We start from the raw sequence: 22,632 nt of genomic DNA, 5'->3' as shown, positions 1-22,632 counted from the left end.
CCCATGGAGTCCGTTCATCCTAACAGAGAGCCAGGAGGTTAGCAATGGTATAATCGGCAGCAATGCCGTGACGTTCAGGAGTACCGTTCATGACTCAAGAAGACAATCTGCGCGATGCCGACGAGGTGAACGAGGCCGCGCTCTCCCCTGCCGAAGAAGCCCGTCGACGCAAGGCGAGCCACAGCCACGGCCACGCGGCCGGCTTCGGCGAGCCCAAGGCGCGCCGCGTCAATTTCAACCCGCTTGCCCGCGAGCCGAAGAGCACGGTGCAAATCGGGGACGTGCGCTACTTCGACGGCGCCGAGCTCTCCCGGCCTTTGGAGATGCCCCCGCGGGTGAGGGCCATCATGCTCGCCGCCATGGCCGTGGCCGCTATCATCGGCTGCGTGTTTCTGGGCCAGTACCTTGACCAAATCATGAACGAGCCCATCCGCCAGCAGCAGGCGCTGCAAGAGAATCTCGCCCGCGAGTCCTCCTACGATTTCCCGTTGCTCGCCTCGCTCATGCCCCTTTCCGACGAAGAGGTCATGGGCGCCCTCACCGAGGCCGGCTACACCCTCTACGAGCGCACGCCCGTGGGCACCGACCCCGACGGCGGCTTCGAAGTCATCAAGCTGCCCGCCGATGTGTCCCTCGAAGAGGCGGGGCTCATGTACGTCAAGGGCATCGACAAGCTCTCGGCCGCCGATGCGGTGAAGTTGCTGAAGGGAGCCTGGACCCTTACTGTCTCGCGCAAGACCGGCGATGACATGCGCCTGCGCTACGCGGACTTCGCCTCTGGCACTATCGAGAAGGCCGTGCAGGGCGCCATGCAGGTAGAGGGCCTCGAGAATGCCGAGGTGACCGACAGCGGCGTGGACGATTCGGGCAACACCTACCAGACCGGCGTCATCTCCACCGACAACGGCACCTACAACTGGCGCGTCTCCGTGATCGAGCTGGACGAGGTCTACGATATCTCCGGTCTGCCGAACACCGCCTTCTACGTCGGCATCCGGTTCACCGCCCAGGCCTAAAGCGACCGCACCTTCTCCACGCGCACGCGCCCCGTCGGCTCGAGTCGGCGGGGCGCTTTGCCCTACCCCTCAGCGCGTTCGGCGGCCGTATCCGGCTCGATGTGCACGAGCACTTCTTTCACCTGGGGGAAAGCCTCAGCGATGGTCTTTTCCACCTCGTCGCCCAAATCGTGGGCGGCCATCACGGTCATCTGCGGGTCGACGAGCACGTGCAGGTCGCAGTAGACCTCGGCCTCGGTGCCCCGGGTGCGCACCGCATGCACCGAGCGCACGCTTAAGACCCCCTCCGCCACCGCAGCCACCTCTTCGGCCGGAATGCAGGCATGGTCGGAAAGGGTGCGGAAGCCCGTGCGGAACACTCCAACCGCCGAAGCGAGAATGGCCACGGTCACAAGCAGCGCCATGATGGGGTCGGCCATAGGGAAACCGGCCATCACGAAGCCCAGGCCCACGATGACGCCGATGGAGACGAAGGCGTCAGAGAGCGTGTGGGCCGCATCGGCCGCGAGGATCTCGCTCTTGAGACGCTTGCCCGCGCGGCGCTCGTACATCGTCACAAACAGATTAACCACGAGCGTGCCCGCCATGACCACAAAGGAGACCGGGGTCACCTGGGCGGTATAGGTACCGCTTGCGAGCTTCTCGATGGCCGAAGAGCCCACCTCGAAGGCCGCAAGCAGCAGCAGCACGCCGATGGCAAGGGACCCATAGGTCTCGAACTTGGAATGGCCGTAGGGGTGCCCCGCATCGGCCGGGCGCGCAGCAAGGCTGATGCCGATGATGCCGATGACGTTTCCCAGCGAATCGAACACCGAGTGAATGCCGTCAGCCTGCATGGACGCCGATCCCGAGGCCAACCCATAAAAATACTTAGAAGCCGCCACCACCAAGTTGAGCACGAGAACGATCCAGAGAACTCGTTCCACCTGGCGACCATGCGTTGTCTTACTGTCCGTCGTCATTGTGGCTCCTATACGAAAAAGGAGCCCGTTTGGGCTCCCTAACATTTTCTGGTGTCGGAGGCGGGATTTGAACCCGCACACCCGGTATATGGGCACTAGCACCTCAAGCTAGCGTGTCTGCCGTTCCACCACTCCGACATGCTTTTTGCAGCGACGAATATTCTAGCAGAACCCTTCCTCGTTGCAAGAAGAATTTTTCAATTACTGGGTAATGGTTCCGTGGGGGTAGATGACCATGAGAACCACCAGGGAGAGCAGGAACACGATGGCGCATCCGATGGTGATGCGATCAAGGTTCTTCTCGATGATGCTCGTGCCCGTCTGGGTGGAGTACATGGAGCTCGCGATCATGTCGGAGATGCCCGTGCCCTTGCCCGAGTGCATGAGAATGAAGATGATGAGGCCGATGCCGGACAGAACCAGCAGAACCAAGAAGACGATTACCAGGGGATTCAACGTGTCACGCTTCCTTTACGTTTCCAGTGTCTTGCGTACGCAAGTTGACTAGTATAGACGATGCTGCCAGGGCCTTCAAGAAGCATCTGGCAGCATCGCGACAAAATCAGCCCAAAAGGCTCTCGCCCGTCATGGCGGCGGGCTGGGACAGGCCGATCATCTCCAAGAGCGTGGGGGCGATGTCGGCCAGACGGCCCTCCTTGCCCGATAGCTCGAGGTGCGCGCCACTCGCATCCACGAGCACGAGCGGCACCGGATTGGTGGTATGAGCCGTGAACGCGCCGCCGTCCTCGGCGATCATGCAGTCGGCGTTGCCGTGGTCGGCCGTGACTAGGGCCACCCCGCCCTTGCGCTTGATAGCATCGAGCACCTTGCCGACGCCGGCATCCACCGCCTCCGTGGCCGCGCGGGCCGCATCCACGATGCCCGTATGCCCCACCATGTCGCAGTTGGCGAAGTTCACGATGTACACGTCGGCCTCATCGGCGTCGATGGCCGCCGCCAGGGTAACGGCCACCTCAGGCTCGCTCATCTCGGGCTGCATGTCGTAGGTGGCCACCTTGGGACTCGCGATGAGCTTACGGCTCTCCCCCGCCTTCTCCGCTTCACGGCCGCCGTTCAAGAAGAAGGTCACGTGAGCATACTTCTCCGTCTCGGCGATGTGGTACTGGGAAAGCCCCGCCTCGGCGAGCACGTCGGCGAGCACGTTTTCCGGAAACTCCTTGGCATAGGCCACGGCGGCGGGAATGCTCGGGTCGTACTCGGTGAGGCACACGAAGTGCACCTGGGGCCACTGGACACGCTCGAAACCCGCAAACGCCGGATCGGTGAGCGCGCGGGTGATCTCGCGGGCGCGGTCGGGGCGGAAATTGAAGAAGATGACCGCATCTCCGTCGCGCATGCCCCGCTCGTCTAAGGCCACCGGTTCCACGAACTCGTCGGTGATCTCGGCGGCATAGGAGGCCTCCATGGCCGCCACGGCGGAAAGCTCGCGGTAGGGCCTCGCCTCTACGATGGCCTCATAGGCGCGGTTCACGCGCTCCCAGCGGTTGTCGCGGTCCATGGCATAATAGCGCCCCTCCACCGAGGCGATGCGCAGATCGGGCATCGTTCCCTCGGGGGCCCGGACCGCGGCGCGCTCCAGATAATCTACGAGCTCGCGCATGTACTCGGCACCGCTGGCCGGCGGCACGTCGCGCCCGTCCATGAAGCAGTGCACCATGATGCGCGCCACTCCGGCAGCCACCGCCGCGTCGATGAGCCCGTAGAGGTGCTCGTTGGACGAGTGCACACCGCCATCGGAGAGCAGGCCCATGAGGTGCAGGGCCGCTCCCGGCTTCTTGGCCGCCTCAAAGGCGGCCACTATCTCGGGGTTCGTGGCGATGGACCCGTCGCGGCAGGCGCGGTTGATGCGGGTGAGCTCCTGGAAGACCACACGCCCCGCGCCGATGTTCAAATGCCCCACTTCCGAGTTGCCCATCTGGCCTTCGGGCAGGCCCACGGCCTCGCCGGAGGCCGCCAGGCGCGTCATGGGGGCCTCGGCGAAGAGGCAGTCGAGCACCGGGGTCTCCGCCAGCGATATGGCGTTGCCAGGACCCGGCTCGGCCAAACCGAAGCCGTCCATGATGATGAGGCAGGCGGGAAGGCGCAGGTTCTCGCGCAAGGCCGCCGTCGTTTCGCGGCACTCCATTTAGCAGGCTTCCTTCACGATCTGGATGAACGAGTCGGCCTTGAGCGCCGCGCCGCCGATAAGGCCGCCGTCGATATCGGCCTCACCGAGCAGCAGCGCCGCGTTGCCCTCGTTCATCGATCCGCCGTAGAGCACGCGCAGACCCTCGGCCACCTCGGCGCCGAAAAGCTCGGATGCGGTAGCGCGGATGGCGGCGCACACCTCCTCGGCCTGCTCCGGCGTGGCGGTGCGGCCCGTGCCGATGGCCCACACCGGCTCGTAGGCGATCACCGTCTTGGCGGCGTCGGCCTCATCCATGCCCGCGTAGGCGGCGCGCACCTGGGCCGTGACGAAATCGAGATAGGTGCCCGCGTCGCGCACGGAAAGCGACTCGCCCACGCAGATGATGGGCGTGATGTCGGCCTCCACCAGGGCGCGGGCCTTCAAGTTCACATCCTCGTTGGTCTCGCCGAACAAGTTGCGACGCTCGGAGTGGCCCACGATGCAGTACGTGCAGCCGATGTTGTCGATCATGGCGATGGAGATCTCGCCGGTAAAGGCGCCCTTCGGCTCCCAATAGACGTTCTGGGCGCCCACGGCGATATCTACGCGGTCGAACTCGAAGACGCTTTTCACGGGCTTGAGGTCCACGTAGGGCGGGCACACGGCCACGTCCACCAGCTCGAGCCAGTCGCGCTCGATGCGGTTGGAGATCTCCTGGGCGAGCACCACAGCCTCGGCGACCGTGTTGTTCATCTTCCAGTTGCCGGCAATGAGGTTCTTGCGGGACATAGCGGTTCCTTTCTAGCGAAGGGCCTCGACGCCGGGAAGCGCCTCGCCCTGAACAAGCTCCATGGAGGCGCCGCCGCCCGTGGAGATGAAGGTCATCTGGTCGGCGAGGTCGAACTTGTTGACGGCAGCCACCGAATCGCCGCCGCCGATGATGGTGTCGGCCTCGGTAGCAGCAGCCACGGCCTCGGCCACCGCCCGGGTGCCGGCCTCGAACGAGGGCATCTCGAAGACGCCCATAGGGCCGTTCCAGAACACGCTTTTCGCCAGGGCGATGGCCTCGGCGTACAGTTTCGCGGTCTCAGGGCCGATGTCTAAGCCCATCATGTCGTCGGGGATCTCGTCCACCGGCACCGTGGCCAGATTCGCGTCATTGGCGAAGGCGTCGGCGCAAACCACATCCACCGGAAGCAAAAGCGACACGCCGCGCTCTTCGGCCTTCTTCATCATGTCGCCGGCGCGCTCGACCCAATCGGCCTCCATGAGCGAGGTGCCCACGGACTTGCCCTGGGCCGCCAGGAAGGTGAAGCACATGCCGCCGCCGATGATGAGGGTGTCGGCCTTCTCCAGCAGCGCGTCGATGACCTTGATCTTGTCGGAGACCTTCGAGCCGCCGAGAATGGCGACGAAGGGGCGACGCGGGTCATCGAGCATACCCGTGAGCGTGGCCACCTCGCGCTCCATGAGGTAGCCCGCGTACGAGGGCAGAAACTCCGCCACACCCGCCGTGGAGGCATGGGCACGATGGGCCGTGCCGAAGGCGTCGTTCACGTAGGCATCAGCCAAATCGGCCAGGGCGCGAGCGAACTCGGGGTCGTTTTTCTTCTCGCGCTTATCGAAGCGGATATTCTCCAGAAGCAGCACGTCGCCGTTTTCCATCCCATCCACGACCTCGGCCACCTCAGGCCCTATGAGCTCGCGGGTGAGCACGATGTCGCGGTCGAGCAGCTCCTGCAGGCGGCGTGCAATGGGGCCGAGGCTGAAGGACTCCTCGAAGCCCTCCCCCGCCGGACGGCCGCGATGGCTCGCGAGGATCACCTTGGCGCCATCATCGATGAGCTTGTTGATGGTGGGCAGCGCCGCGCGGATGCGGGTGTCGTCGGTAACGTTGCCCGCACCGTCCACCGGCGCGTTGAAGTCGACGCGCACGAGCACGCGCTGGCCCGCGAAGTTCGCGTCGTCGATGGTCTTGATATCGGCCATGTCTCGTCCTTTCCTCTTATACGGGAAAACCCAGCCCGAAGTGAGCTGGGTTTCCAAAGGCAAATCTTAGGCAGGGTTACGGAAGGAGAATCTTCACCAGATCCTTCACGCGGTTGGAGTAGCCCCACTCGTTGTCGTACCAGCTGATGCACTTGACGAAGTTGCCCTCGCCGCCCAGGCACATGGTGAGCTGGGAGTCGAAGATGGAGCTGGCGGGGTTGCCCACGATGTCGATGGACACGATGGGGTCCTCGGTGTACTCCAGGATGCCCTTCAAGGGGCCCTCGGCCGCGGCCTTCATGGCGGCGTTGATCTCCTCGACGGTCACGGACTTCTCGAGCTCCACCGTAAGATCGACCATGGACCCGTCGGGGGTGGGAACGCGGGTGGCGAAACCGTCGAGACGGCCCTGCAGCTCGGGGAGCACGAGCGCCACCGCGCGGGCAGCACCGGTGGTGGTGGGGATCATGGACACGGCGGCCGCACGGGCGCGGCGCAGGTCGCTGTGGGGCAAATCCAGGATCTTCTGGTCGTTGGTGTAGGAGTGGATGGTATTCATATAGCCGCGACGGATACCGAAGTTCTCCAGCAGCACCTTGGCGAAGGGAGCCAGGCAGTTGGTGGTGCAGGAGGCGTTCGAGATGATGTTGTGCACCGCAGGGTCGTACTGGTCGTCGTTCACGCCCATGACGATAGTGATGTCCTCGCCCTTGGCCGGGCAGGTGATGACCACCTTCTTGGCGCCGGCATCCAGGTGTTTCTGGGCCAGCTCGCCGGTCTTGAAGATGCCCGTGGCCTCAACGACGACATCCACGCCCAGCTCGCCCCAGGGCAGGTTCGCCGGGTCGCGGTCGGAGAGCATGGTCACGTGCTTGCCGTCCACGATAAGGCCGTCGTCGACCACCTCGATATCGAAGTTGCGAATACCGTGCACGGAGTCGTACTTCAGCAGGTGAGCGGCGGTGGCTTTCTCGCCCAAGTCGTTAACGGCGACCACTTCGACCGCGGGATCGTCGGCCATGGCGCGGAACACGAGGCGACCGATGCGACCGAAACCGTTGATGCCTACCTTGGTTGTCATGCGTATCTCCTTTCACAAGATACTCGCGATGCCCGATGGGCACATACCAGCTGAATGAGCTTTGACAAGTTTACTACGAAGCTAACCATTTCCCCACGCAATCAAGCAGACGGCCCCGAAAACCGTTTCACCTGCACAAAAGAAGCGGCCGATGCCAGTGGATCGCTCACGAGACGGAGCGGCTCTCGCGCAGGCCGTTCGTTACCTGGCAGAAAAAATCCACCGACCAAAGGTCAAGGCTTCTCCGGTCGGCCAGAAAAGGCTCAACATCGCGGCGGGCCTCCTTGAAATCAATCACCGAGAAGCGATCTTGCAGCAGGGCCTGCAGGTCGCCGAGCTCCAAAACGCCATCGCTCAACGAGCCCGTTTGCTCCATCCGGGCGCGCAGGTGCGCCAAATTCACCGGCGTGCCTCGCCCCAGGTAGAAAAGGTAGTCGTACAAATCGCGGCCCTTCACGCGGTTTTTCCAACCGCGACACAGCACGGCATGGATTTTCCCCGCGAAAAGCGACGGCTCGTCGTAGAGGTTGATCTCGTAAGGCGCGGGCAGAAGCCGAAAGGCGCGACTGAATCCCGCCCCGGCAGGCGGGTTCACGTCAATCTCGAACTTTACCTTGAGCTTCTCATCTGCAGGAACTCCCGACCACGGCCCATCATGGGGATAGAACAAAAGCAGATGCTCCCGCGTGTTTCCCTTGAGGAAAGCCGATTGAATATCGGATTCCCCCGTCTTTTCCTTCATTCTCACCTCGGCATTTACGCCAAAAGAGCGCGCCTCGCTCTGCACCGCGTCGAGATAGCGTGCAAGATCGAAGCCCTCATCCGGCTCCATGAGCGAGAAATCCAGGTCTTCAGAAAAACGATCGAGACCGTAAAAGATGCGCAGGGCCGTGCCACCGTAGAACGCGGCCTTGTCGAAGAAGCCGGCGCGGGACAGCCCGCACAGCACAATCTCCTGGATGACTTCCTTGGCGGCGTTTTTGCGGTCGAAGGCATTAACGGGTTCATAAGAAGCGAGCATGTGCTCGATAGCGCTATTCATCTTGCAGTCCGTTCTTAAGATAGGCGGCGAGCTTCCTCACGTTGCGCGAGCGGTATTTCTCAGCTAAATAGGCAACGTCTTCAGCGCTCAGGTTGGCCATGTCTTCCCTATCCAGGCGCAGGTCCTCGTAAAGTAGCGCCTCGAGCTCGCCTCTGCTTGCCACCGGAGAGACCGCGTATAGCTTGTCGCAAAGGGCCTTTTCCGGCGTTGCGATGCGGAAAACGGCGCCGCCTTCTTCCTTGATTTCAATGCCGTAGGGAAAAGCCTCAGCTGGAACATCCCGGAACAGGAAGGCTCCGAAGACGGTGTCGTAGGCCTTCGACCTTCCCTTTTCGAACGTAGCGCTCGTGACAGCGCGCGTTGCCTCAGGAATAAGCCCGTAGTAGGAAAGCGCGCTTTCGAAAGATACGTACGAGGGCCCATAGATGCAACCGGCAAGCGCCCATGGGGAGGCTTGGGCGTCCGTTTCGTAGAGGCCCCGGACCACAGGTACGAGTTCGCTATCGCGCACCATACGGGCAATCTTGTTCGCACGGTCGCGATAGACGCCGAGTTCTTGGTTCAACATTTTCGTTGTCTTTACCATATTTCCTCCATTAAGTTGCATTATACACAACTTACTGGAGGAAATATGATACAGTTTTGCTTCAGCTCGGCAGCCATCGACTCGATGCGGCGGACAGGATAGCCGAACTGTCTACGAACCACAGCCTCAGCGCCAAAACAAAGAAGTCGGGCGGATTTTCCCGCCCGACTTCCTATCACGTGCCGGCACCCGTTAGGGAGGGGACGCGGGAGCTCGGCAACATCCTACCGTGCGGCGTTTAGTCCAAACGTCGCCGATTCGCTTTGAATGACAATCGACTCAGTCGGACAGTTCAACCAGCACTGGCCGCAGGTCATGCATTGGCTCACGTAGGCTATGACTGACTTTCCCGCAGCCTCATCGATGCGCATAACATCCATGGGGCAGATTTTCGCGCAACTGCCGCACCCGATGCATGCCGACAGGTCTTTTCTCTTTACGGACATTGTTCAACTCCTTCTTTGCAATCTAAAGAGACGTATGGCTACTTTTTGTCCTTCGGTGCGTACTTCTCGTACTCCTCTGGCGTATTGAACGTGGGGTAGCGCTCCTCGTGGGAGGCGCTTAGATCGCCCTTCCACGCCTCAGGGATATCAACGTGCTCGATTACGGGATTACCGTCATCACCCTTGGTCTGCGTGATATAAAACAGCCAGTTATCGTCATTGAAGGGATAGTCAGTGCGGTAGTGGTAGCCCCGCGACTCCTTGCGCTCCAAGCCCGCGCGAACCTTCAGCTCCATTGCGAGCAGCTGATGCTCGACCTCGTGGGCAAGGCGGAGGTCATGACCGTTTTGGGCCACCATCTTGCCAGATGCCTTCCGCTTGAGCTCGAGGATTTGAGCAAGTCCCGCCTGAAGCATGGTCTCGTTCTTTGCAATAGTCATCCAGCCCGGGGCCATGATTCCGTGCAGGGCCTCCCTGACCCAATTCGGCGTGAAGCCCTGGGTCACCTGGGTGGGAGCAAGCGTGTAGGCAACAAGCTGCTCGACCTCTGCGGAAGGCAACACAGGAGCGTCAACGCCATCGGCATAGTGAGCCGCAGCAGTGCCAGCGTGGTAACCCTGGAGCGACACAAAGCTCGAAGTGGAGCCGCGCTGACAACCATAGTTGGGACCGCCCACCATGCAGCCATTCGTTCCATCACCGGCCACGTACATTCCCGGTAACCCAGAAGCACCCTCCAAGTCGTCAGGACCGCACCATACACCGCCGCAAAGATGCGTCACCATGCCCACAGCGGCACCATAGACATGACCCTTGGGATTCGGGCTCGTCCACTTCCCCTTGCGAATATCGTCCACTTCGTCGAAATCGTGAATGCTCTCAGCTTTCTCGATGCCCTTCTGCTCCAGATAATCAGAGCACATCCGGGAGCAAGTCGCGGCTTTCTCGGCCCCGTCCATGAGCGTGTTGTCATTGTATTTGAGAATGTCGATGCCCTCGAGATAGCTCTTCACACGATCTTCCACACCAGCGCGCTTGGTCATGTGCTTGGCATCGACCGTACCTCCAGTGGGCCAGATGTTCTCAAGGTACTGCCAGCTGTTGTGCATAAGGGCGTTGGTGGGAGCATAGTTCGTTGTCATGTGGAAGTCGTCGAATTCCATGCCGGTGATGGGCAGTCCATGCTGATAGCCGATCCAGATGCCGTCGAAAGTATCTGCGCCGACAGGATAGCCCATGGGCTTGATAACGCCGTTGCCCGTGCAGAGCACCGTCGCCTTCGCGGCGATGGTGACGGGAGTTTGGCTTCTGTAATGAAGCGCGACGCCGCCGACGCACGTGCCCGCATCCTCGATAACGTCGATGAGCATCATGTGATCAAGAATCGTCACACCCGCCTCTTTCAAGACCTTCTCGAAAATGACATGGCGGTTGTTCGCGGCGAATTCTTGGCTGTAGCCGCGCAGGTCATCATGGAACATGATTCCGTCGACATAGTACGCAGTGTCCTCGCCGCGCTCGTGGCTCTCGATAAAGCCCCATTCCGTCAAGCGGTCGAACACTTCTTTAGATTCCTCGCACCAGAGCATCTCCCAATTAAGGTTCGCGAAATTGAAGCATGAGAGAACCATGGCCTTCTCCCAAGTCTCCAGGTCGCAATCGCGCTCCGGATCATAATAGGCGGTGCAGCTGGGCCAAGCAGACAGACCGGAGTAGCCCGGCGTCCCCTTATCGATGAGGATTACGTCCTTCCCCTCCTTTGCCGCAGCCATAGCGGCATTCAAGCCAGCCAAGCCGCCGCCGACTACGAGAACGTCGCAGGAGTACTCGGTTTGGGAGGGAGTCGGCTCGTCTGGAATAGGAAGCTCCTCATTCTGGGGGATGTAAGTAATATCCGTGCTGAGATCGGGGCTGTTGCCCGCCGAGTCTGCAACGAGACACTCTTCGTCAGAAGCCCCTGTTTCCGAGAGGCTCTCCTCAGGGCCCTTTTTAGCCTCGGATGGCGCGCAGCCACTGAGACCGAGCGCGACGCCTGCGGCTCCAAGCCCGCACAGGAAACCACGTCGAGACACGCCCTGCGCGACAGTGCTTTTTCCAGCATCTTTCATTTCCATCTCCTTCTTCGTTGACGGTTGCTTGCCGTTGCGGAAAAAACTCTAGCCACGACAGGGCCGCTCGAGAATCAATGAAACTGATAGTTAGAAGCTTATCGCCGAATATAGATGAAATTGATAGGGTGATTAAAAGCCGTGGAGCGGGTAGAATATCGATTCATGAGAGCAAGGAGGGCGAAGGTGCCTCAGGTAATTCGGGAATCCGATTCGACAGCGACGCGAAAGGGGCTCGCACGTCACTTCGGAAGAGACGAAATCGTCGGATGCCTCGGTTTGGCCGCCATGTGGCTGTGCCTGCAGGCGTCGGGCTACTACCCGCTTTCTCTGGCAGACTACGCAGGAGAAACCTCCTCGCAAACCATCGCTTTCTATCACCTGATCTACAACCTCGCCCTCATCGCAGTATCCGGAGCATTCGGCCTATCCCCCCTTCGAACGCTACAACTCATGGCTCGTCCTTGGCTTATGGGAGCGGTAGGAGGTGCCGCACTACTCGCCCACTTCCATCTCGCGCTGTATCCCATAGACGCTCAAGAAGGAGGCCTGCTCGCCGCCTCTATGCTTGCTATAGCCCTCTTCGCAGCCACTATGGTTGCGCTTTGGGCCATTTGGCTTTCTTCGCGCGCTGTCAATTCAGCTCTCACCCTCATCTCCCTTTCCTTTCTCGCAGCTCAAGTCGTTACGATGGTGTCTTCTTTGGCCGAAGTACCCCAAAACACCGTGCTGCTGGGGTGCGTGCTCCTCGAGACCCTCTGTATTGCGTTCGCTGCCCGGCAGCTCGGACCGCACGACAGCTATTCGTCCCAGAACGAGGCAAGCCTCTCCTTCGATAAGCAGCTCTGGGGAATGCTCATCCCGACGCTTTTTCTTATCTATTTCTGCGACATCTTCATTCGACTGAGAATCGGCGCTTATTCGGGATCGGTCGAGCCTCTTCGCCAATTCCTCACAGCCGCAATTTCCTTTTCAACGTTCGCCATCGTCGTATTTGTTCAGAAACGATTGGGGAAGAAGGATAGCGAAGGCGGCCTCATCATGACCTTCGCCTGGCTAATGCTCGCCTATCTAGGAGCTCTCATCGTCATGCTGCTTTTCGATGCAGAGAATCGCTTCATCACCAATCGCATACTCGTCTCGTGTTCTCATTGCAACGAGGTGTTCCTCTGGATGATGCTCATTCCGGCAGTGCGTGGCAAAGGTCAGCGCGCCGTCCGCTGTTTCTCGCTTCTCGCCATTGTGGCAATCGCCATCCCCTGGGCGCTCTCCTTCGATGCGTACTATCTCCTTGGGTTCGATCAGATCTTCTCCGGAAAAGATATTTTGGTATATGGCATCGCCCTTGCGGTGGCTGTAGCCGCAACCGGCACCATTGGCTTCCTCCTCATGTACGCCCTTCGCTCAAACAACCAAAAGGTGGCAGACAGCAGCGCTTCGGCCCATCCGCTTTCGGAGGAATCCATTGTGCGCATGTTAGAGCCCTTCTCCTTGACTCCGCGAGAAAGAGAAGTAGCTCAGTACCTCGCACGGGGTTACAGCGCCAAGAAAATCGCAGAGGAACTTTACCTATCGGAAGCGAGCATTCGCGCGCACACCATGCATATCTACAGGAAAATGGACATTCATTCCAAACAGGAGTTCATCTCCTACATTCATGAACATTAGCTCTGGGCGGCGCCCTGCAGCTCGGCAGCCATGGATTCGATGCGGCGGACGCGGTGGTAGACGGCACTTTTGGAAAGGGGCGGGTTGGCGCGCTCGCCGAGCTCCTTGAGCGACGCTTCCGGGTAGGTGACGCGCAGGCGGATGAAATCCTGCAGGGCCGGGGGCAAGTCCTCCATGCCGTAGTGCTCCACCACGGCGCGAATGGCGTAGATCTGCCCCACGGCGGCGTTGGAGGCTTTCTGCTGGTTGGCGAGCTCAGCGTTGATCTGGCGGTTCACGTCGTTGCGCACCGACTTCACCACGCGCTCTTCTTCCATGGAAAGAGCCGCTTGGTGGGCGCCGGTGAAGGCGAGGAACTCGGTGATGGCGTTGCCGCTCTTCAGATACACCATGTACGAGCTGCGCCGGTTCATGATGCGGGCCGTGATGTCCTTGCGCGCCATGAGCGCCACGAGGCCCTCGGCCAGCGCCTCGGACTCCACGGTGATCTCGAAGTGGAAGTCGCTTTTGGGATTGGACACGAAGCCGCTGCCGAGGAAGGCACCGCGCAGATAGGCCGCCGCGCAGCAGGGCTTGGCCACAAGCGCCTCCTTGATGCCCATCTCCAGGCCGCCCTCGGCCGAGAGCACCCCCATGTCGCGCAGGGCATCGGCCAGATGAGGCTGGGCCGGCACCTCGATGAGGTAGTTCGGGGTCTTGTGCAGCACGCTGCGGCGCATGGTGAGGTTGGTCTTCAGCTCGTAGATGGAATGGAGCAGGCGCACCACCAAACGCGCCACGGCCGGGGCGTCGGTGGCGATCTCCACGCGGTAGCGAGCCGGTCCACTCACGAACAGCGTGCCCTCGATGCGCACGAGCGCCGCAAGGGTCGCCTTCTCGCATTCGGGGCAGGCCGGCACCACGCGGGCCAGCTCGTCTTTCACCTCCGACGTGAACGACATGGGCTAGCTCCTGCGCGCCCGCGAGAGTTTGATGACGTTTTGGAAGGCGTCGCGCAGGGCGAAGGGCGAATGCCATGTGGGCTGCTCGGCATCCACGAGGTTGCGGCTGATGACGATGGGTCCCCGAGACTGAATGGCGAGCATGTCCGCATAGGAGATGGAGATGGGGCGCACCCCCTTGATGAGCTGGTCGTCGGTAAAGTCGCTCGTGGAGGCGTGCTCCAAATCGGCGCCGGATATGGCCGCGAAGCTGCCCGTGGCCGGGCTCTCGGCCCGCAGCGGCACCTTCGAGTGCACGAGCATGTAGTCGATGAGCCCCTCCATGCCGTGGGCAGCCAGCGCCTCGAAGTGCTCGCGGGCCGTCAGTCCCCAGGTCTCCCCCTGCACGTCGGCCAAAGCGCACACGAACAGCACCCGCCCCCGCGAGGCGCGGATGGCGTCCACAACACCGGGAATGAGCAGGTTCGGGATGATGGAGGTAAAGAGCGACCCCGGACCGAGCACGATGAGGTCGGCCTCGCGAATGGCCGCCAGGGCCGGCTCGAAGGGGCACGGCGCCCTGCCGTCCTCGGCAGAAAGCCACACCTTCGCGAGCGCCGTCTTCGAATGGCAGGCCACGGCCTGGCCGTCAAGGATGCGGCCGTCTTGGGTCTGGGCCGACAAAATCACATGGTCGAGCGTCGAGGGATACACATGCCCCTGGGCGTCGACAAGCTTCTCGCAGATGGCGATGGCCTCGGGGAACGAGCCCGTCGCATCTTCGAGCGCGGCCAGAAGCAGATTGCCAAGAGCGTGGTCGCGGGCCACGGCGAAACGGTACTTGAGCGCCCGCACGAGCGGGTCGGCCGGGTCCTTCGCGAAGGCCACGAGGCACTTGCGGATGTCGCCGGGGGGCGTCACATCGGCCTCCTCGCGCAAAACGCCCGTGCTGCCGCCGTCGTCGGCCATGGCCACCACGGCGCTGGTCTGCACGCCCAGGGAAAGCAGAGTGCGGATGGATACCGGCGCGCCGGTGCCGCCGCCGATGACCACGGCCTTTAAGGCCTTGTCGTCCTCGTCGAGCTTTCGCAAGTTCGGAAGCGCGCTGCGCAGCGCCGAGAAGGCGGCCGTGGCCGCCGGATCGACGCGGAACGCCTCGGCGCTCCTCTTGGGGCCGGCCACCTAGGCGTCCTTCCCGCCGCTGGCGCGCTCGTCCAGCACGTTGTCGCTCTCGCGCCGCACATCGTGCCCGCGCTCGGCCAGGCGCAAATCGCGATGGGCCACACTCACGCGGTAGCCCTTCGATTTCAGGTAATCGCCCGTGGCCTCGGCGAGGGCCACCGAGCGGTGCTGGCCGCCGGTGCAGCCCACGCCGATGGCGAGCTGCTGCTTGCCCTCGGCCACATACCCCGGCATGACGACGTCGAGCAGATCGTGCCACTTCTGCTCGAACTCGATGGTCTCCTCGCGCATGCGCACAAAGTCGCGCACCGGGGCATCGAGGCCCGTCAGCGGCCGCAGCTCGGGGTCGTAGTAGGGGTTCGGCAAAAAACGCACGTCCATGACGAGATCGGCGTCGTAGGGCGCACCGTGCTTGAAGCCGAAGGAGTACACGGTGACGGCCAGGCCCTTGCGCTCGCTGCCCGACGAGAACAGGCCGCGGATGGTGCTGCGCAGCTTCTGCGGCAGCATGTCGGTGGTATCGATGACGTAGTCGGCCCGATCGCGCAGCCCCATGAGCATATGGCGCTCGCGCTGGATGCCCTGCCAGATGGTGGTGCCGTCGGTGCACAGCGGATGGCGGCGGCGGCTCGACTTGTAGCGGGCGATGAGCTTGTCGTCGGCCGCGTCCAGAAACAGCGTCTTATAGGAGATGCCAGCCTCGGCCATGGCGGAGAGCTCCGCCTCCAAATCGCCGAAGAAGTCGCCGTTGCGCGAGTCGCAGACCACGGCCAGACGGCGCCGCCCGCCCTCGTGCTCGGTGTCCTCGTTCACGCGCACCAGCTCGCCGAGCAGGCTCGAGGGCAGGTTGTCCACGCAGTAGTAGCCCAGATCCTCGAACACATGCATGGCCTCGGTGCGCCCGGCACCGGACATGCCCGTCACAATGACGAAGTCCGGCATCGATTCCATCTCTTGGGTCTCATCGCTCATTGAGGCTCTCCTCTGTTTCGGTCTTGGTCTCATTATACTGCGCGAGGACGGCTACGAGCTCCTCGGCTACTTCTTCGGGAACGACCTTTGCCTCCTTGATCTCATCCAAGCTCGCGCTCTTCAAATGCTTGAAGGACTTGAAGTGCTTCAAAAGCGCCTTCTTGCGCACGGGCCCCAGACCCGCCACATCGTCCAGGATTGAGGCCGTCATGCCCTTGCCGCGCAGCTCGCGGTGGAACGTGATGGCGAACCGGTGGGCCTCGTCGCGCACCTGCTTCACCAGATACAGCGACGCCGAGCCGCTCGGCAGCACCACCGGGCCCGTGTCCTGCCAGGGCACGAACAGCTCCTCATCGCGCTTGGCCAAGCCACAGATGGCGATGTCACGCACGCCCATTTCCTCGAACATGTCCAAGGCCGCCGAGAGCTGCGGTTTGCCGCCGTCCAAGATGATGAGATCGGGCTTTGAGCCGAAGCGCGCGTCGGCCATGCGCTCGGGGGCATAGCGGCGCCGCATCACCTCCTGCATGCTCAGAAAGTCGTTGGCCTCGTCGAGCGGCGTCTTTATCTTGAAGCGCCGGTACTGGTTCTTGTCCGGCTTGCCGCCGGTGAACACCACCATGGAGGCCACGGTGTAGGAGCCGTGGATGGTGGAGATGTCGAAGCACTCGATGCGCATGGGCGGCGCGTCTAGGGCCAGCGCGCTTTCCAGCTGCAGAAGCGCGTTGTTGATGCGCTTGTCGTCGTAGTTCGTGCGCACCTTGTAGCGCATGAGCGCGTGGCGGGCGTTGGTCTCGGCCATGGCCACCAGATCGGCCTTCTCGCCGCGCTGTGGCTCGGTGAAGCGCACCTTAGCCCCGTGGACGCTCTCCAGCTTCTCGGTGAGCCACTCCCCCATGGCCTCGGCGTCTTCGGGCAAAACGCGCACGATGACCTCGTGGGGGATGGAGGTGGTGTTGTCGTAGTAGCGCATGAGGAAGTTGCGCAGAAGGTCCTGGTCGGGAACGTCGGTGCCGCGGTTCAACACGAAATCGTTCGAGTTCACGATGCGCCCCTCGCGGATAACGAGCACCTGCACGCCGGCCACGGTCTCCTCGCGGAAGAAACCCACCACATCGGCGTTCAGGTTGCGCGAGGACACGGCGTGCTGCTTGTCGGCGAGCGAATTGATGGTGTCGATGCGGCCTTTGAGGCGCCCGGCGCGCTCGAAGTCGAGCTCGGCGGCGGCCTCGGCCATCTCCTCGGAAAGCTCGTCGATGAACTCCCGGTGGTTGCCGGCAAGGAAGCGCTCGATGCGCCGCACATTCACCGCGTAGTCCTCGGGAGTTATCTGCCCGCAGCAGGCGCCGGGGCCGATGCCCACATGGCAGTCGAAGCACGGGCGGCTCTCGCGCTTCATGAAGGCGAGGGGGTCCTTTTCCAGGGCGCGCGAAAGGCCGCGCCAATCGGCGCAGGAGGCGGCGCACAAGGGAACCACCCGGCGCGCGATATCGATCATCTCGCGGGCAGCCCGGGCGTCGGTGAAGGGCCCGAAGTACTTCGTGTCGGCGCGGTGCTTCTCACGAGTGTACTTGATGGCCGGGAACGCATCGCCTTTGGTGAGCGCGATAAAGGGATAGCTCTTGTTGTCTTTGAAGTCCGCATTGAAAAACGGGCTGTACTGGTTGATGAGGTTCTTCTCCAGCACGAGCGCTTCGTGCTCGTTGTCCACGACGATGTAGTCGAACGAGTCGATGGCCTCCACGAGAAGCGGAATCTTCGCGCGATCGTCGGAGAAGTTCACGTACTGGCGCATGCGAGCCCGCAGCTGCTTGGCCTTGCCCACGTAGATGACCTCGCCGGCCGCATCCTTCCACAAATACACGCCGGGCTCGGTGGGCACCGCCTCCAGCTCCCGCTTAATGCGGGCGATCTTCTGCTGCTGGGTTTCCTCGCGACCAGAGGAACAAACCGCCTCCACCTCGGCCTCGCCCTGCTCGGCGAAATCAGCCTCAGTCACCCCAGCAGAATCGAGCTCGACCCGCTCGGCGAAATCAGCCTCGGCCTGCTCGACAGGGTCGACTTCGACTTCTCCGGCGGAATTGGCTTCGACCTCCTCGGCAGGGTCGACTTCGACCTCCTCGGAAGAGTCGGCCTCGGCCTGCTCGGCGGAATCGAAGCTGGCTCCTGCGCCGTGCTCCCGCACGGCGCGCTCCAGCGACGGGCGCATACGGCCCTCGCGCTCCAAGGCGTCGGGATAGGCGTTTTTCCAGAGTTTCTCGTCTTCGTTCATAAGCCCAGTATACCCGCCCTGCGTTTTTCCCTCCCATTTTTCGCAAGAAACGCGAGTTGTTTGCAGTTCGCTTCTTCGCCACAGCAGCTCATGCCGTAGTATTTTACTTATCTCGTTAAATTTGGCGCAAAATGCCCCCTATCGGACACTGTGAGCAAACGGGTATGTCTAACAACTCGCTTATTTGTGCAATTTTTCCCGGAAAACTTGACGGAGCACGTCCCTGCACCCCGTCCGACACATCCCGCTCATAGCGTCTTCCCCGCCGCGCTCCGCCCGCCGTGCGCTCCTTCAAATGAAGATTTCCCGCGTAAAGGCGGGGTATTTGCACTGAGACGACACCGACGGCCCGTTGTCGTGCTAATTTGTAAAGCTGCACAAAACGGGAGGGTTAACTTGATTGACGGCCAAAACAACAATCTGAAGAAGCAGGAAGGGCCCGGCGCATCTGATGTCCTCAAACGAGCAGCGTTCTTTGTCGCTACGGTGCTCATCGGCTTTCTGCTGCTCGAGCTGCCCTGGAATCCCGAGGTCTTCGCCATTCCGGGAAGCTATGTCGTAGCCAACCTGCTCATCCTCGGGCTCGGCTGCGCGATCTTCTACTTCGCCGGCCAGCGCACGCGCATCTCGCTCGCGATTTTCGCAGGCACCTGCCTTCTCGCGGGTACGGCTAATTTCTTCATCATCACCTTCAAGGGGCAGCCCATCGTGCCGGCCGACCTGTTCGCGCTGAACACGGCGGCCTCGGTGGCCGGAGGCTACAGCCTGTTCGTTACCGGGCAGCTTATCTTCTGCGCAGCCCTGTTCGCCGGCTTCTGCGTCGCTCTGGCGAAGCTCTGCCCCAAGCGACCCCTTGCAGGATGGGACGTTGCCGCGAACTGTACGGCGGCGCTGCTGCTCGCCTGCCTTGGCGTCATGCAGTTTAGCAACGTGGACATCAAGGAGGAGTGCGATGTCACCGTGGACGTCTGGGACGTGCGCGGCTCCTACGGGACCCAGGGGACGGCGCTGTGCTTCCTCTCTCGCGCCCAGGAGCTCACGCCCACCGAGCCCGACGGCTACTCGCCCGAGAGCCTCGACGCCATCCTCGGGCCCTTCAACCGTCCCGGTCCCGAGCTCATTCAGGCTTCCGACGAGGCCGGCGCGCAAGACGCCGCAAGTTCCACGCCCGAGCAGGCGCCTCCGGCCGAGCCCTTCGACGGTCCCAACGTCATCGCCATCATGAACGAGACCTTCTCCGATCTCTCGGAATACCCCGGCCTTGAGAACAGCAACGCGGCGCCGACGTTCTTCCGCGAGGTGGCCGCCGACGCTCTCGCTTCCGGCGACGTGTACGTCTCGGCCATGGGCGGGGGCACCTGCAACAGCGAGTTCGAGTTCCTCACCGGCGCCTCCATGGGCAACATGGGCGGCGGCGTGTACCCCTACGTGCTCTACGATTTGGAAGGCGTGGACAACCTGGCGTCCTACTTCCGCAACCTGGGCTACGGCACCCACGCCATCCACCCGGCCGAGGCCGCCAACTGGCGCCGCGACCGCATCTACGGGCAGCTCGGCTTCGAAACCTTCGACGACATCACCACTATGGAGGACGCTGACACGTTCCGCGACCTGACCACGGACAAGGCCACCTACGAGCGGGCGCTTCAAAAGATCGACGAGAACGACGGCCCGCAGTTCATCTTCGATGTCACCATTCAGAACCACGGCGGCTACGACACGGGACTCGTGCCCGCAGAAGATGCCGTGCGACTTGATTCCGATACCGTGGTGAATCCCGAGGTGGACGAGTTCCTCGCAGCGATAAAGCGCTCCGACGAGGATCTGCGCTGGCTCATCGACGAGCTGAACGCGCGCGAGGAGCCCACTATCGTCGTGTTCTTCGGCGACCACCAGCCCGGTTTCGCCGACTGGCTCTTCGAGGCCACCTACGGCACTTCGGTGGAGAGCGCCGAGCTGGAAGAGGTGCAGACGCGCTACCGAACGCCCTACTTCATCTGGGCCAATGCCGCCGCCCGCGCCGAGGATGCCCCGACGCGGCTGACGGAAATCGGCGACGCCTCGGTCACGAGCCTGAACTTTCTCGCGAGCCTGCTCGTCGACGCGGCGGGGCTTCCCTCCACGACCCATTCGCGCTACATGACCTCGCTGCGCCAGATGGTGCCCGCGGTGAACCTGAACGGCTATCGGGACGCCGAGGGGCTGTGGCACTGGTTCGGAGAAGAGACGGCAAGCGAGGCCCAGGAAAAGGCCCAGGAGGCCCTAAAATCCTATAGGATCGTCCAGTACGACAACCTCTTCAACCAGGATTCGGCGTTTCGCGAGGCGTAAGCGCTCTACAGGTTCTCACGCACCCAGGCGATGTTGGCCTGAACGGTGGCGATGAGCTCGTCGGCGGAATCAAAGGCGCGCATGGCCCGCAGCCACTCCACGAACTCGACCTCGATGGCCTGGCCGTAGATATCCTTATCGAAATCGAGGATGTGCACCTCGATGTTCTGGTTGGCCGTGTCGGCAAAGGTGGCGGGAATGCCCACGTTCACAGCGGCCCTGTAGCGCTCGCCTTCCACCACGGCGTAGCAGGCGTAGACGCCCTCGCCGATGGCGAGCAGCAGAGGGGGCACTTCCAAATTCGCCGTGGCGAAGCCGAAGTCGCGGCCCTCGCCGCGGCCCGGGCGCACGGTGCCCGCAAGCGTATAGGGGCGTCCGAGCAGACTTGCGGCCTCGCGGGCTTTGCCCTCGCTCAAAAGGCCGCGGATGCGCGTGGCCGTCACCGGCACGCCGCCTTCGGCCACAAGCTCGTGGCCGTGCACCGTCATGCCGCGCTTAGCGCCCCATGCCCGCAGGCTCTCCACGTTGCCGGCGGCCTTGCGCCCGAAGTGGAAGTCGCTGCCGATGTGGATATGGCTCGGCACGGCGCTGCCGAAGCAGGCGTTCAAAAAATCCTCGGGGCTTTGGGCCGCGAACTCGCGGGAGAACGGGAGCACCACCACCGCATCCACATCGATCTCGGCGAGCTTGGCGATGCGCGTCTCGTTGGTCATGAGCTTCTTCAAGCGATCGGCGGCGAATATCTCGTCGGGGTCGATGTCGAACGTGATGACCGCCGAGGGCACCTCCTCCTCGCGGGCCGTGTTGACCGCCTCGCCGATGATAAAGCGGTGCCCTTCGTGCACGCCGTCGAAGACGCCGAAGGCCACCGAGGCGCGATCGAGAATCGCGTCTTCGAAGGCGGGGTCGTTTCTAAAGATCACTGCAGCCACGGGACACTCCTATCGGAAAGACGCAGCGCGAGGCGAATTGCCTCTTGCCGCTGCGATACTCGTATAAGGCCACGATGCGATTGGCGGCCACAAGCGCCACCACCTCCCCGTCGCGGGGCGGCTCGCAGCTGGGGCGCACGCCGGCCGTGCAGGCGCACAGTTCCGCCGCCGGATCGGCGCTGCGGCGCTCGAAGAGCTCGACGGCATCGGCGCGAAGGGGATTCCCGTTGCGCACCCGTGCCGCGGTCTCGTCATCGAGATAGATAAAGCGCATGCCCAGCACCTTGAGCGGGTCGAGGGCGGCGCGCTCTCCCACCTCTTCCAAAGCCTCCAGGGTGACGCAATCGGCCAGACCGACGGCTCCGGCGCTCGTGCGGCGCAGCGCCCCCACATGGGCCGGGCAGCCCAGACTGTTGCCGATGTCGCGGGCCAGCGCGCGGATGTAGGTGCCCTTCGACACCGCAAACGCGATGTCCCACCGGGCCGGCTCGGTACCGTCAGCCCCCCAAATGCCCAAAAGCTCGGCAGAGTACACCTCGATATCGCGCGGGGCCAGATCGATCACGCGCCCCTTGCGGGCGGCGTCGCAGGCCTTGGTCCCCCCTACCTTGATAGCCGAGTACACCGGCGGCAGCTGCTTGGATTTGCCCACGAGCCCCGCCACGAAGACGCTGGCGAAGAAGGGGTCGAACACCTCGTCGGGCACCTCGCCCGTGCGGATGACCTCGCCGTCGCAATCGTCGGTATCGGTGGCGGCGCCGAAGACGACCGAGACCACATAGGATTTGTCGTGGCCCGTGAGGAACTGATCGAGCCGCGTAGCGGGCCCCACGCACAGCGGGAGCACCCCTGAGGCCAAAGGATCCAAGGTGCCCGTGTGCCCGATGCGGCGCTCGCCGAAGATGCGGCGGGCGCGATTCACCACGTCGTGGGAGGTCATGCCGCTCGGCTTGTCTACCGCGAGCACAAGGCACAGATCGGTCGTTCCCCGCTTCAC

Annotated in this window: 19 protein-coding genes and 1 tRNA gene; 3 read left to right on the top strand and 17 right to left on the bottom strand. The window is 62.5% G+C overall.

The window, feature by feature from the left end; translation table 11 throughout:
- The first annotated feature begins 89 nt into the window (after positions 1–89).
- On the top strand, positions 90–1,016 hold the full coding sequence (locus VJ923_RS05925; protein WP_326439526.1) for a teichoic acid transporter: 927 nt from the start codon (positions 90–92) through the stop codon (positions 1,014–1,016).
- Positions 1,017–1,078: 62 nt separating this feature from the next.
- Here VJ923_RS05925 and VJ923_RS05920 read toward each other — a convergent pair whose 3' ends face one another.
- From VJ923_RS05920 to VJ923_RS05870, 11 genes are all read right to left on the bottom strand, one after another.
- On the bottom strand, positions 1,079–1,978 hold the full coding sequence (locus VJ923_RS05920) for a cation diffusion facilitator family transporter (RefSeq protein ID WP_326439524.1): 900 nt from the start codon (positions 1,976–1,978) through the stop codon (positions 1,079–1,081).
- 49 nt (positions 1,979–2,027) lie between these two features.
- Positions 2,028–2,116: transfer RNA gene (locus tag VJ923_RS05915), tRNA-Leu, on the bottom strand.
- Between the two features lie 63 nt (positions 2,117–2,179).
- Positions 2,180–2,434 carry a preprotein translocase subunit SecG gene (gene secG, locus VJ923_RS05910; RefSeq protein WP_326439522.1) on the bottom strand — a complete coding sequence of 85 codons (255 nt, stop codon included), beginning with the start codon at positions 2,432–2,434 and terminating at the stop codon, positions 2,180–2,182.
- Between the two features lie 106 nt (positions 2,435–2,540).
- Entirely contained in the window at positions 2,541–4,124 is a 1,584-nt protein-coding gene (gene gpmI, locus VJ923_RS05905) for a 2,3-bisphosphoglycerate-independent phosphoglycerate mutase (protein WP_394355951.1), read from the bottom strand.
- Positions 4,125–4,895: a triose-phosphate isomerase gene (tpiA, locus tag VJ923_RS05900; protein ID WP_326439520.1), complete on the bottom strand. Its 771-nt coding sequence runs from the start codon at positions 4,893–4,895 to the stop codon at positions 4,125–4,127.
- Positions 4,896–4,907: 12 nt separating this feature from the next.
- Complete coding sequence (locus VJ923_RS05895) at positions 4,908–6,095, bottom strand: phosphoglycerate kinase (protein WP_326439518.1); 1,188 nt, start codon at positions 6,093–6,095, stop codon at positions 4,908–4,910.
- 76 nt (positions 6,096–6,171) lie between these two features.
- Positions 6,172–7,176: a type I glyceraldehyde-3-phosphate dehydrogenase gene (gene gap / locus VJ923_RS05890; protein ID WP_326439516.1), complete on the bottom strand. Its 1,005-nt coding sequence runs from the start codon at positions 7,174–7,176 to the stop codon at positions 6,172–6,174.
- A 166-nt stretch (positions 7,177–7,342) separates the two neighbouring features.
- Positions 7,343–8,218 carry a nucleotidyl transferase AbiEii/AbiGii toxin family protein gene (locus VJ923_RS05885; protein WP_326439514.1) on the bottom strand — a complete coding sequence of 292 codons (876 nt, stop codon included), beginning with the start codon at positions 8,216–8,218 and terminating at the stop codon, positions 7,343–7,345.
- Complete coding sequence (locus VJ923_RS05880) at positions 8,211–8,804, bottom strand: type IV toxin-antitoxin system AbiEi family antitoxin domain-containing protein (protein WP_326439512.1); 594 nt, start codon at positions 8,802–8,804, stop codon at positions 8,211–8,213. The genes VJ923_RS05885 and VJ923_RS05880 overlap by 8 nt, the downstream gene beginning before the upstream one ends.
- A gap of 224 nt (positions 8,805–9,028) precedes the next feature.
- Positions 9,029–9,250: a 4Fe-4S dicluster domain-containing protein gene (locus VJ923_RS05875; protein WP_326439510.1), complete on the bottom strand. Its 222-nt coding sequence runs from the start codon at positions 9,248–9,250 to the stop codon at positions 9,029–9,031.
- A 38-nt stretch (positions 9,251–9,288) separates the two neighbouring features.
- Positions 9,289–11,358, bottom strand: a complete 2,070-nt coding sequence (locus VJ923_RS05870; protein WP_326439508.1) for an FAD-dependent oxidoreductase — start codon at positions 11,356–11,358, stop codon at positions 9,289–9,291.
- A 186-nt stretch (positions 11,359–11,544) separates the two neighbouring features.
- Between VJ923_RS05870 and VJ923_RS05865 the strand changes: the two genes are divergently transcribed.
- Positions 11,545–13,026: a helix-turn-helix transcriptional regulator gene (locus VJ923_RS05865; RefSeq protein ID WP_326439506.1), complete on the top strand. Its 1,482-nt coding sequence runs from the start codon at positions 11,545–11,547 to the stop codon at positions 13,024–13,026.
- Here the strand turns inward: VJ923_RS05865 and whiA are convergent.
- Genes whiA through uvrC form a run of 4 tightly spaced genes read right to left on the bottom strand, consistent with a single transcriptional unit; the run spans position 13,023 to position 18,372 of the window.
- The gene (gene whiA / locus VJ923_RS05860) at positions 13,023–13,967 is read right to left on the bottom strand and encodes a DNA-binding protein WhiA (RefSeq protein WP_326439504.1); all 945 of its coding nucleotides are present in this window, start codon (positions 13,965–13,967) and stop codon (positions 13,023–13,025) included. The genes VJ923_RS05865 and whiA overlap by 4 nt on opposite strands.
- 3 nt (positions 13,968–13,970) lie before the next feature.
- On the bottom strand, positions 13,971–15,128 hold the full coding sequence (locus tag VJ923_RS05855) for a gluconeogenesis factor YvcK family protein (protein WP_326439502.1): 1,158 nt from the start codon (positions 15,126–15,128) through the stop codon (positions 13,971–13,973).
- Positions 15,129–16,100 (bottom strand): RNase adapter RapZ, encoded by a 972-nt coding sequence (gene rapZ / locus VJ923_RS05850; protein ID WP_326439500.1) that lies wholly within the window; start codon positions 16,098–16,100, stop codon positions 15,129–15,131.
- Entirely contained in the window at positions 16,090–18,372 is a 2,283-nt protein-coding gene (gene uvrC / locus VJ923_RS05845) for an excinuclease ABC subunit UvrC (protein WP_326439498.1), read from the bottom strand. Before uvrC ends, rapZ begins: the two co-directional genes overlap by 11 nt.
- A 396-nt stretch (positions 18,373–18,768) precedes the next feature.
- On the opposite strand from uvrC, the gene VJ923_RS05840 reads away from it, so the two are divergent.
- Entirely contained in the window at positions 18,769–20,703 is a 1,935-nt protein-coding gene (locus VJ923_RS05840; RefSeq protein WP_326439496.1) for an LTA synthase family protein, read from the top strand.
- 5 nt (positions 20,704–20,708) lie between these two features.
- On the opposite strand, the gene ribF is transcribed toward VJ923_RS05840, so the two are convergent.
- On the bottom strand, positions 20,709–21,635 hold the full coding sequence (gene ribF / locus VJ923_RS05835; protein ID WP_326439494.1) for a riboflavin biosynthesis protein RibF: 927 nt from the start codon (positions 21,633–21,635) through the stop codon (positions 20,709–20,711).
- Positions 21,616–22,632: a tRNA pseudouridine(55) synthase TruB gene (gene truB, locus VJ923_RS05830; RefSeq protein ID WP_326439492.1), complete on the bottom strand. Its 1,017-nt coding sequence runs from the start codon at positions 22,630–22,632 to the stop codon at positions 21,616–21,618. Before truB ends, ribF begins: the two co-directional genes overlap by 20 nt.

It is taken from the genome of Adlercreutzia shanghongiae (genome assembly GCF_035830635.1).
GTDB classification, from domain to species: Bacteria; Actinomycetota; Coriobacteriia; order Coriobacteriales; family Eggerthellaceae; genus Adlercreutzia; species Adlercreutzia shanghongiae.
This window is presented reverse-complemented; position numbering and strand designations above follow the sequence as displayed.

Bases quoted from the DNA above. Each gene is read 5' to 3' on its own strand.
- VJ923_RS05925 (WP_326439526.1), top strand. From the start codon at position 90: ATGACTCAAGAAGACAATCTGCGCGATGCCGACGAGGTGAACGAGGCC.
- VJ923_RS05920 (WP_326439524.1), bottom strand. From the start codon at position 1,978: ATGACGACGGACAGTAAGACAACGCATGGTCGCCAGGTGGAACGAGTT.
- gpmI (WP_394355951.1), bottom strand. From the start codon at position 4,124: ATGGAGTGCCGCGAAACGACGGCGGCCTTGCGCGAGAACCTGCGCCTT.
- tpiA (WP_326439520.1), bottom strand. From the start codon at position 4,895: ATGTCCCGCAAGAACCTCATTGCCGGCAACTGGAAGATGAACAACACG.
- VJ923_RS05895 (WP_326439518.1), bottom strand. From the start codon at position 6,095: ATGGCCGATATCAAGACCATCGACGACGCGAACTTCGCGGGCCAGCGC.
- gap (WP_326439516.1), bottom strand. From the start codon at position 7,176: ATGACAACCAAGGTAGGCATCAACGGTTTCGGTCGCATCGGTCGCCTC.
- VJ923_RS05885 (WP_326439514.1), bottom strand. From the start codon at position 8,218: ATGAATAGCGCTATCGAGCACATGCTCGCTTCTTATGAACCCGTTAAT.
- VJ923_RS05880 (WP_326439512.1), bottom strand. From the start codon at position 8,804: ATGGTAAAGACAACGAAAATGTTGAACCAAGAACTCGGCGTCTATCGC.
- VJ923_RS05875 (WP_326439510.1), bottom strand. From the start codon at position 9,250: ATGTCCGTAAAGAGAAAAGACCTGTCGGCATGCATCGGGTGCGGCAGT.
- VJ923_RS05870 (WP_326439508.1), bottom strand. From the start codon at position 11,358: ATGAAAGATGCTGGAAAAAGCACTGTCGCGCAGGGCGTGTCTCGACGT.
- whiA (WP_326439504.1), bottom strand. From the start codon at position 13,967: ATGTCGTTCACGTCGGAGGTGAAAGACGAGCTGGCCCGCGTGGTGCCG.
- rapZ (WP_326439500.1), bottom strand. From the start codon at position 16,100: ATGAGCGATGAGACCCAAGAGATGGAATCGATGCCGGACTTCGTCATT.
- uvrC (WP_326439498.1), bottom strand. From the start codon at position 18,372: ATGAACGAAGACGAGAAACTCTGGAAAAACGCCTATCCCGACGCCTTG.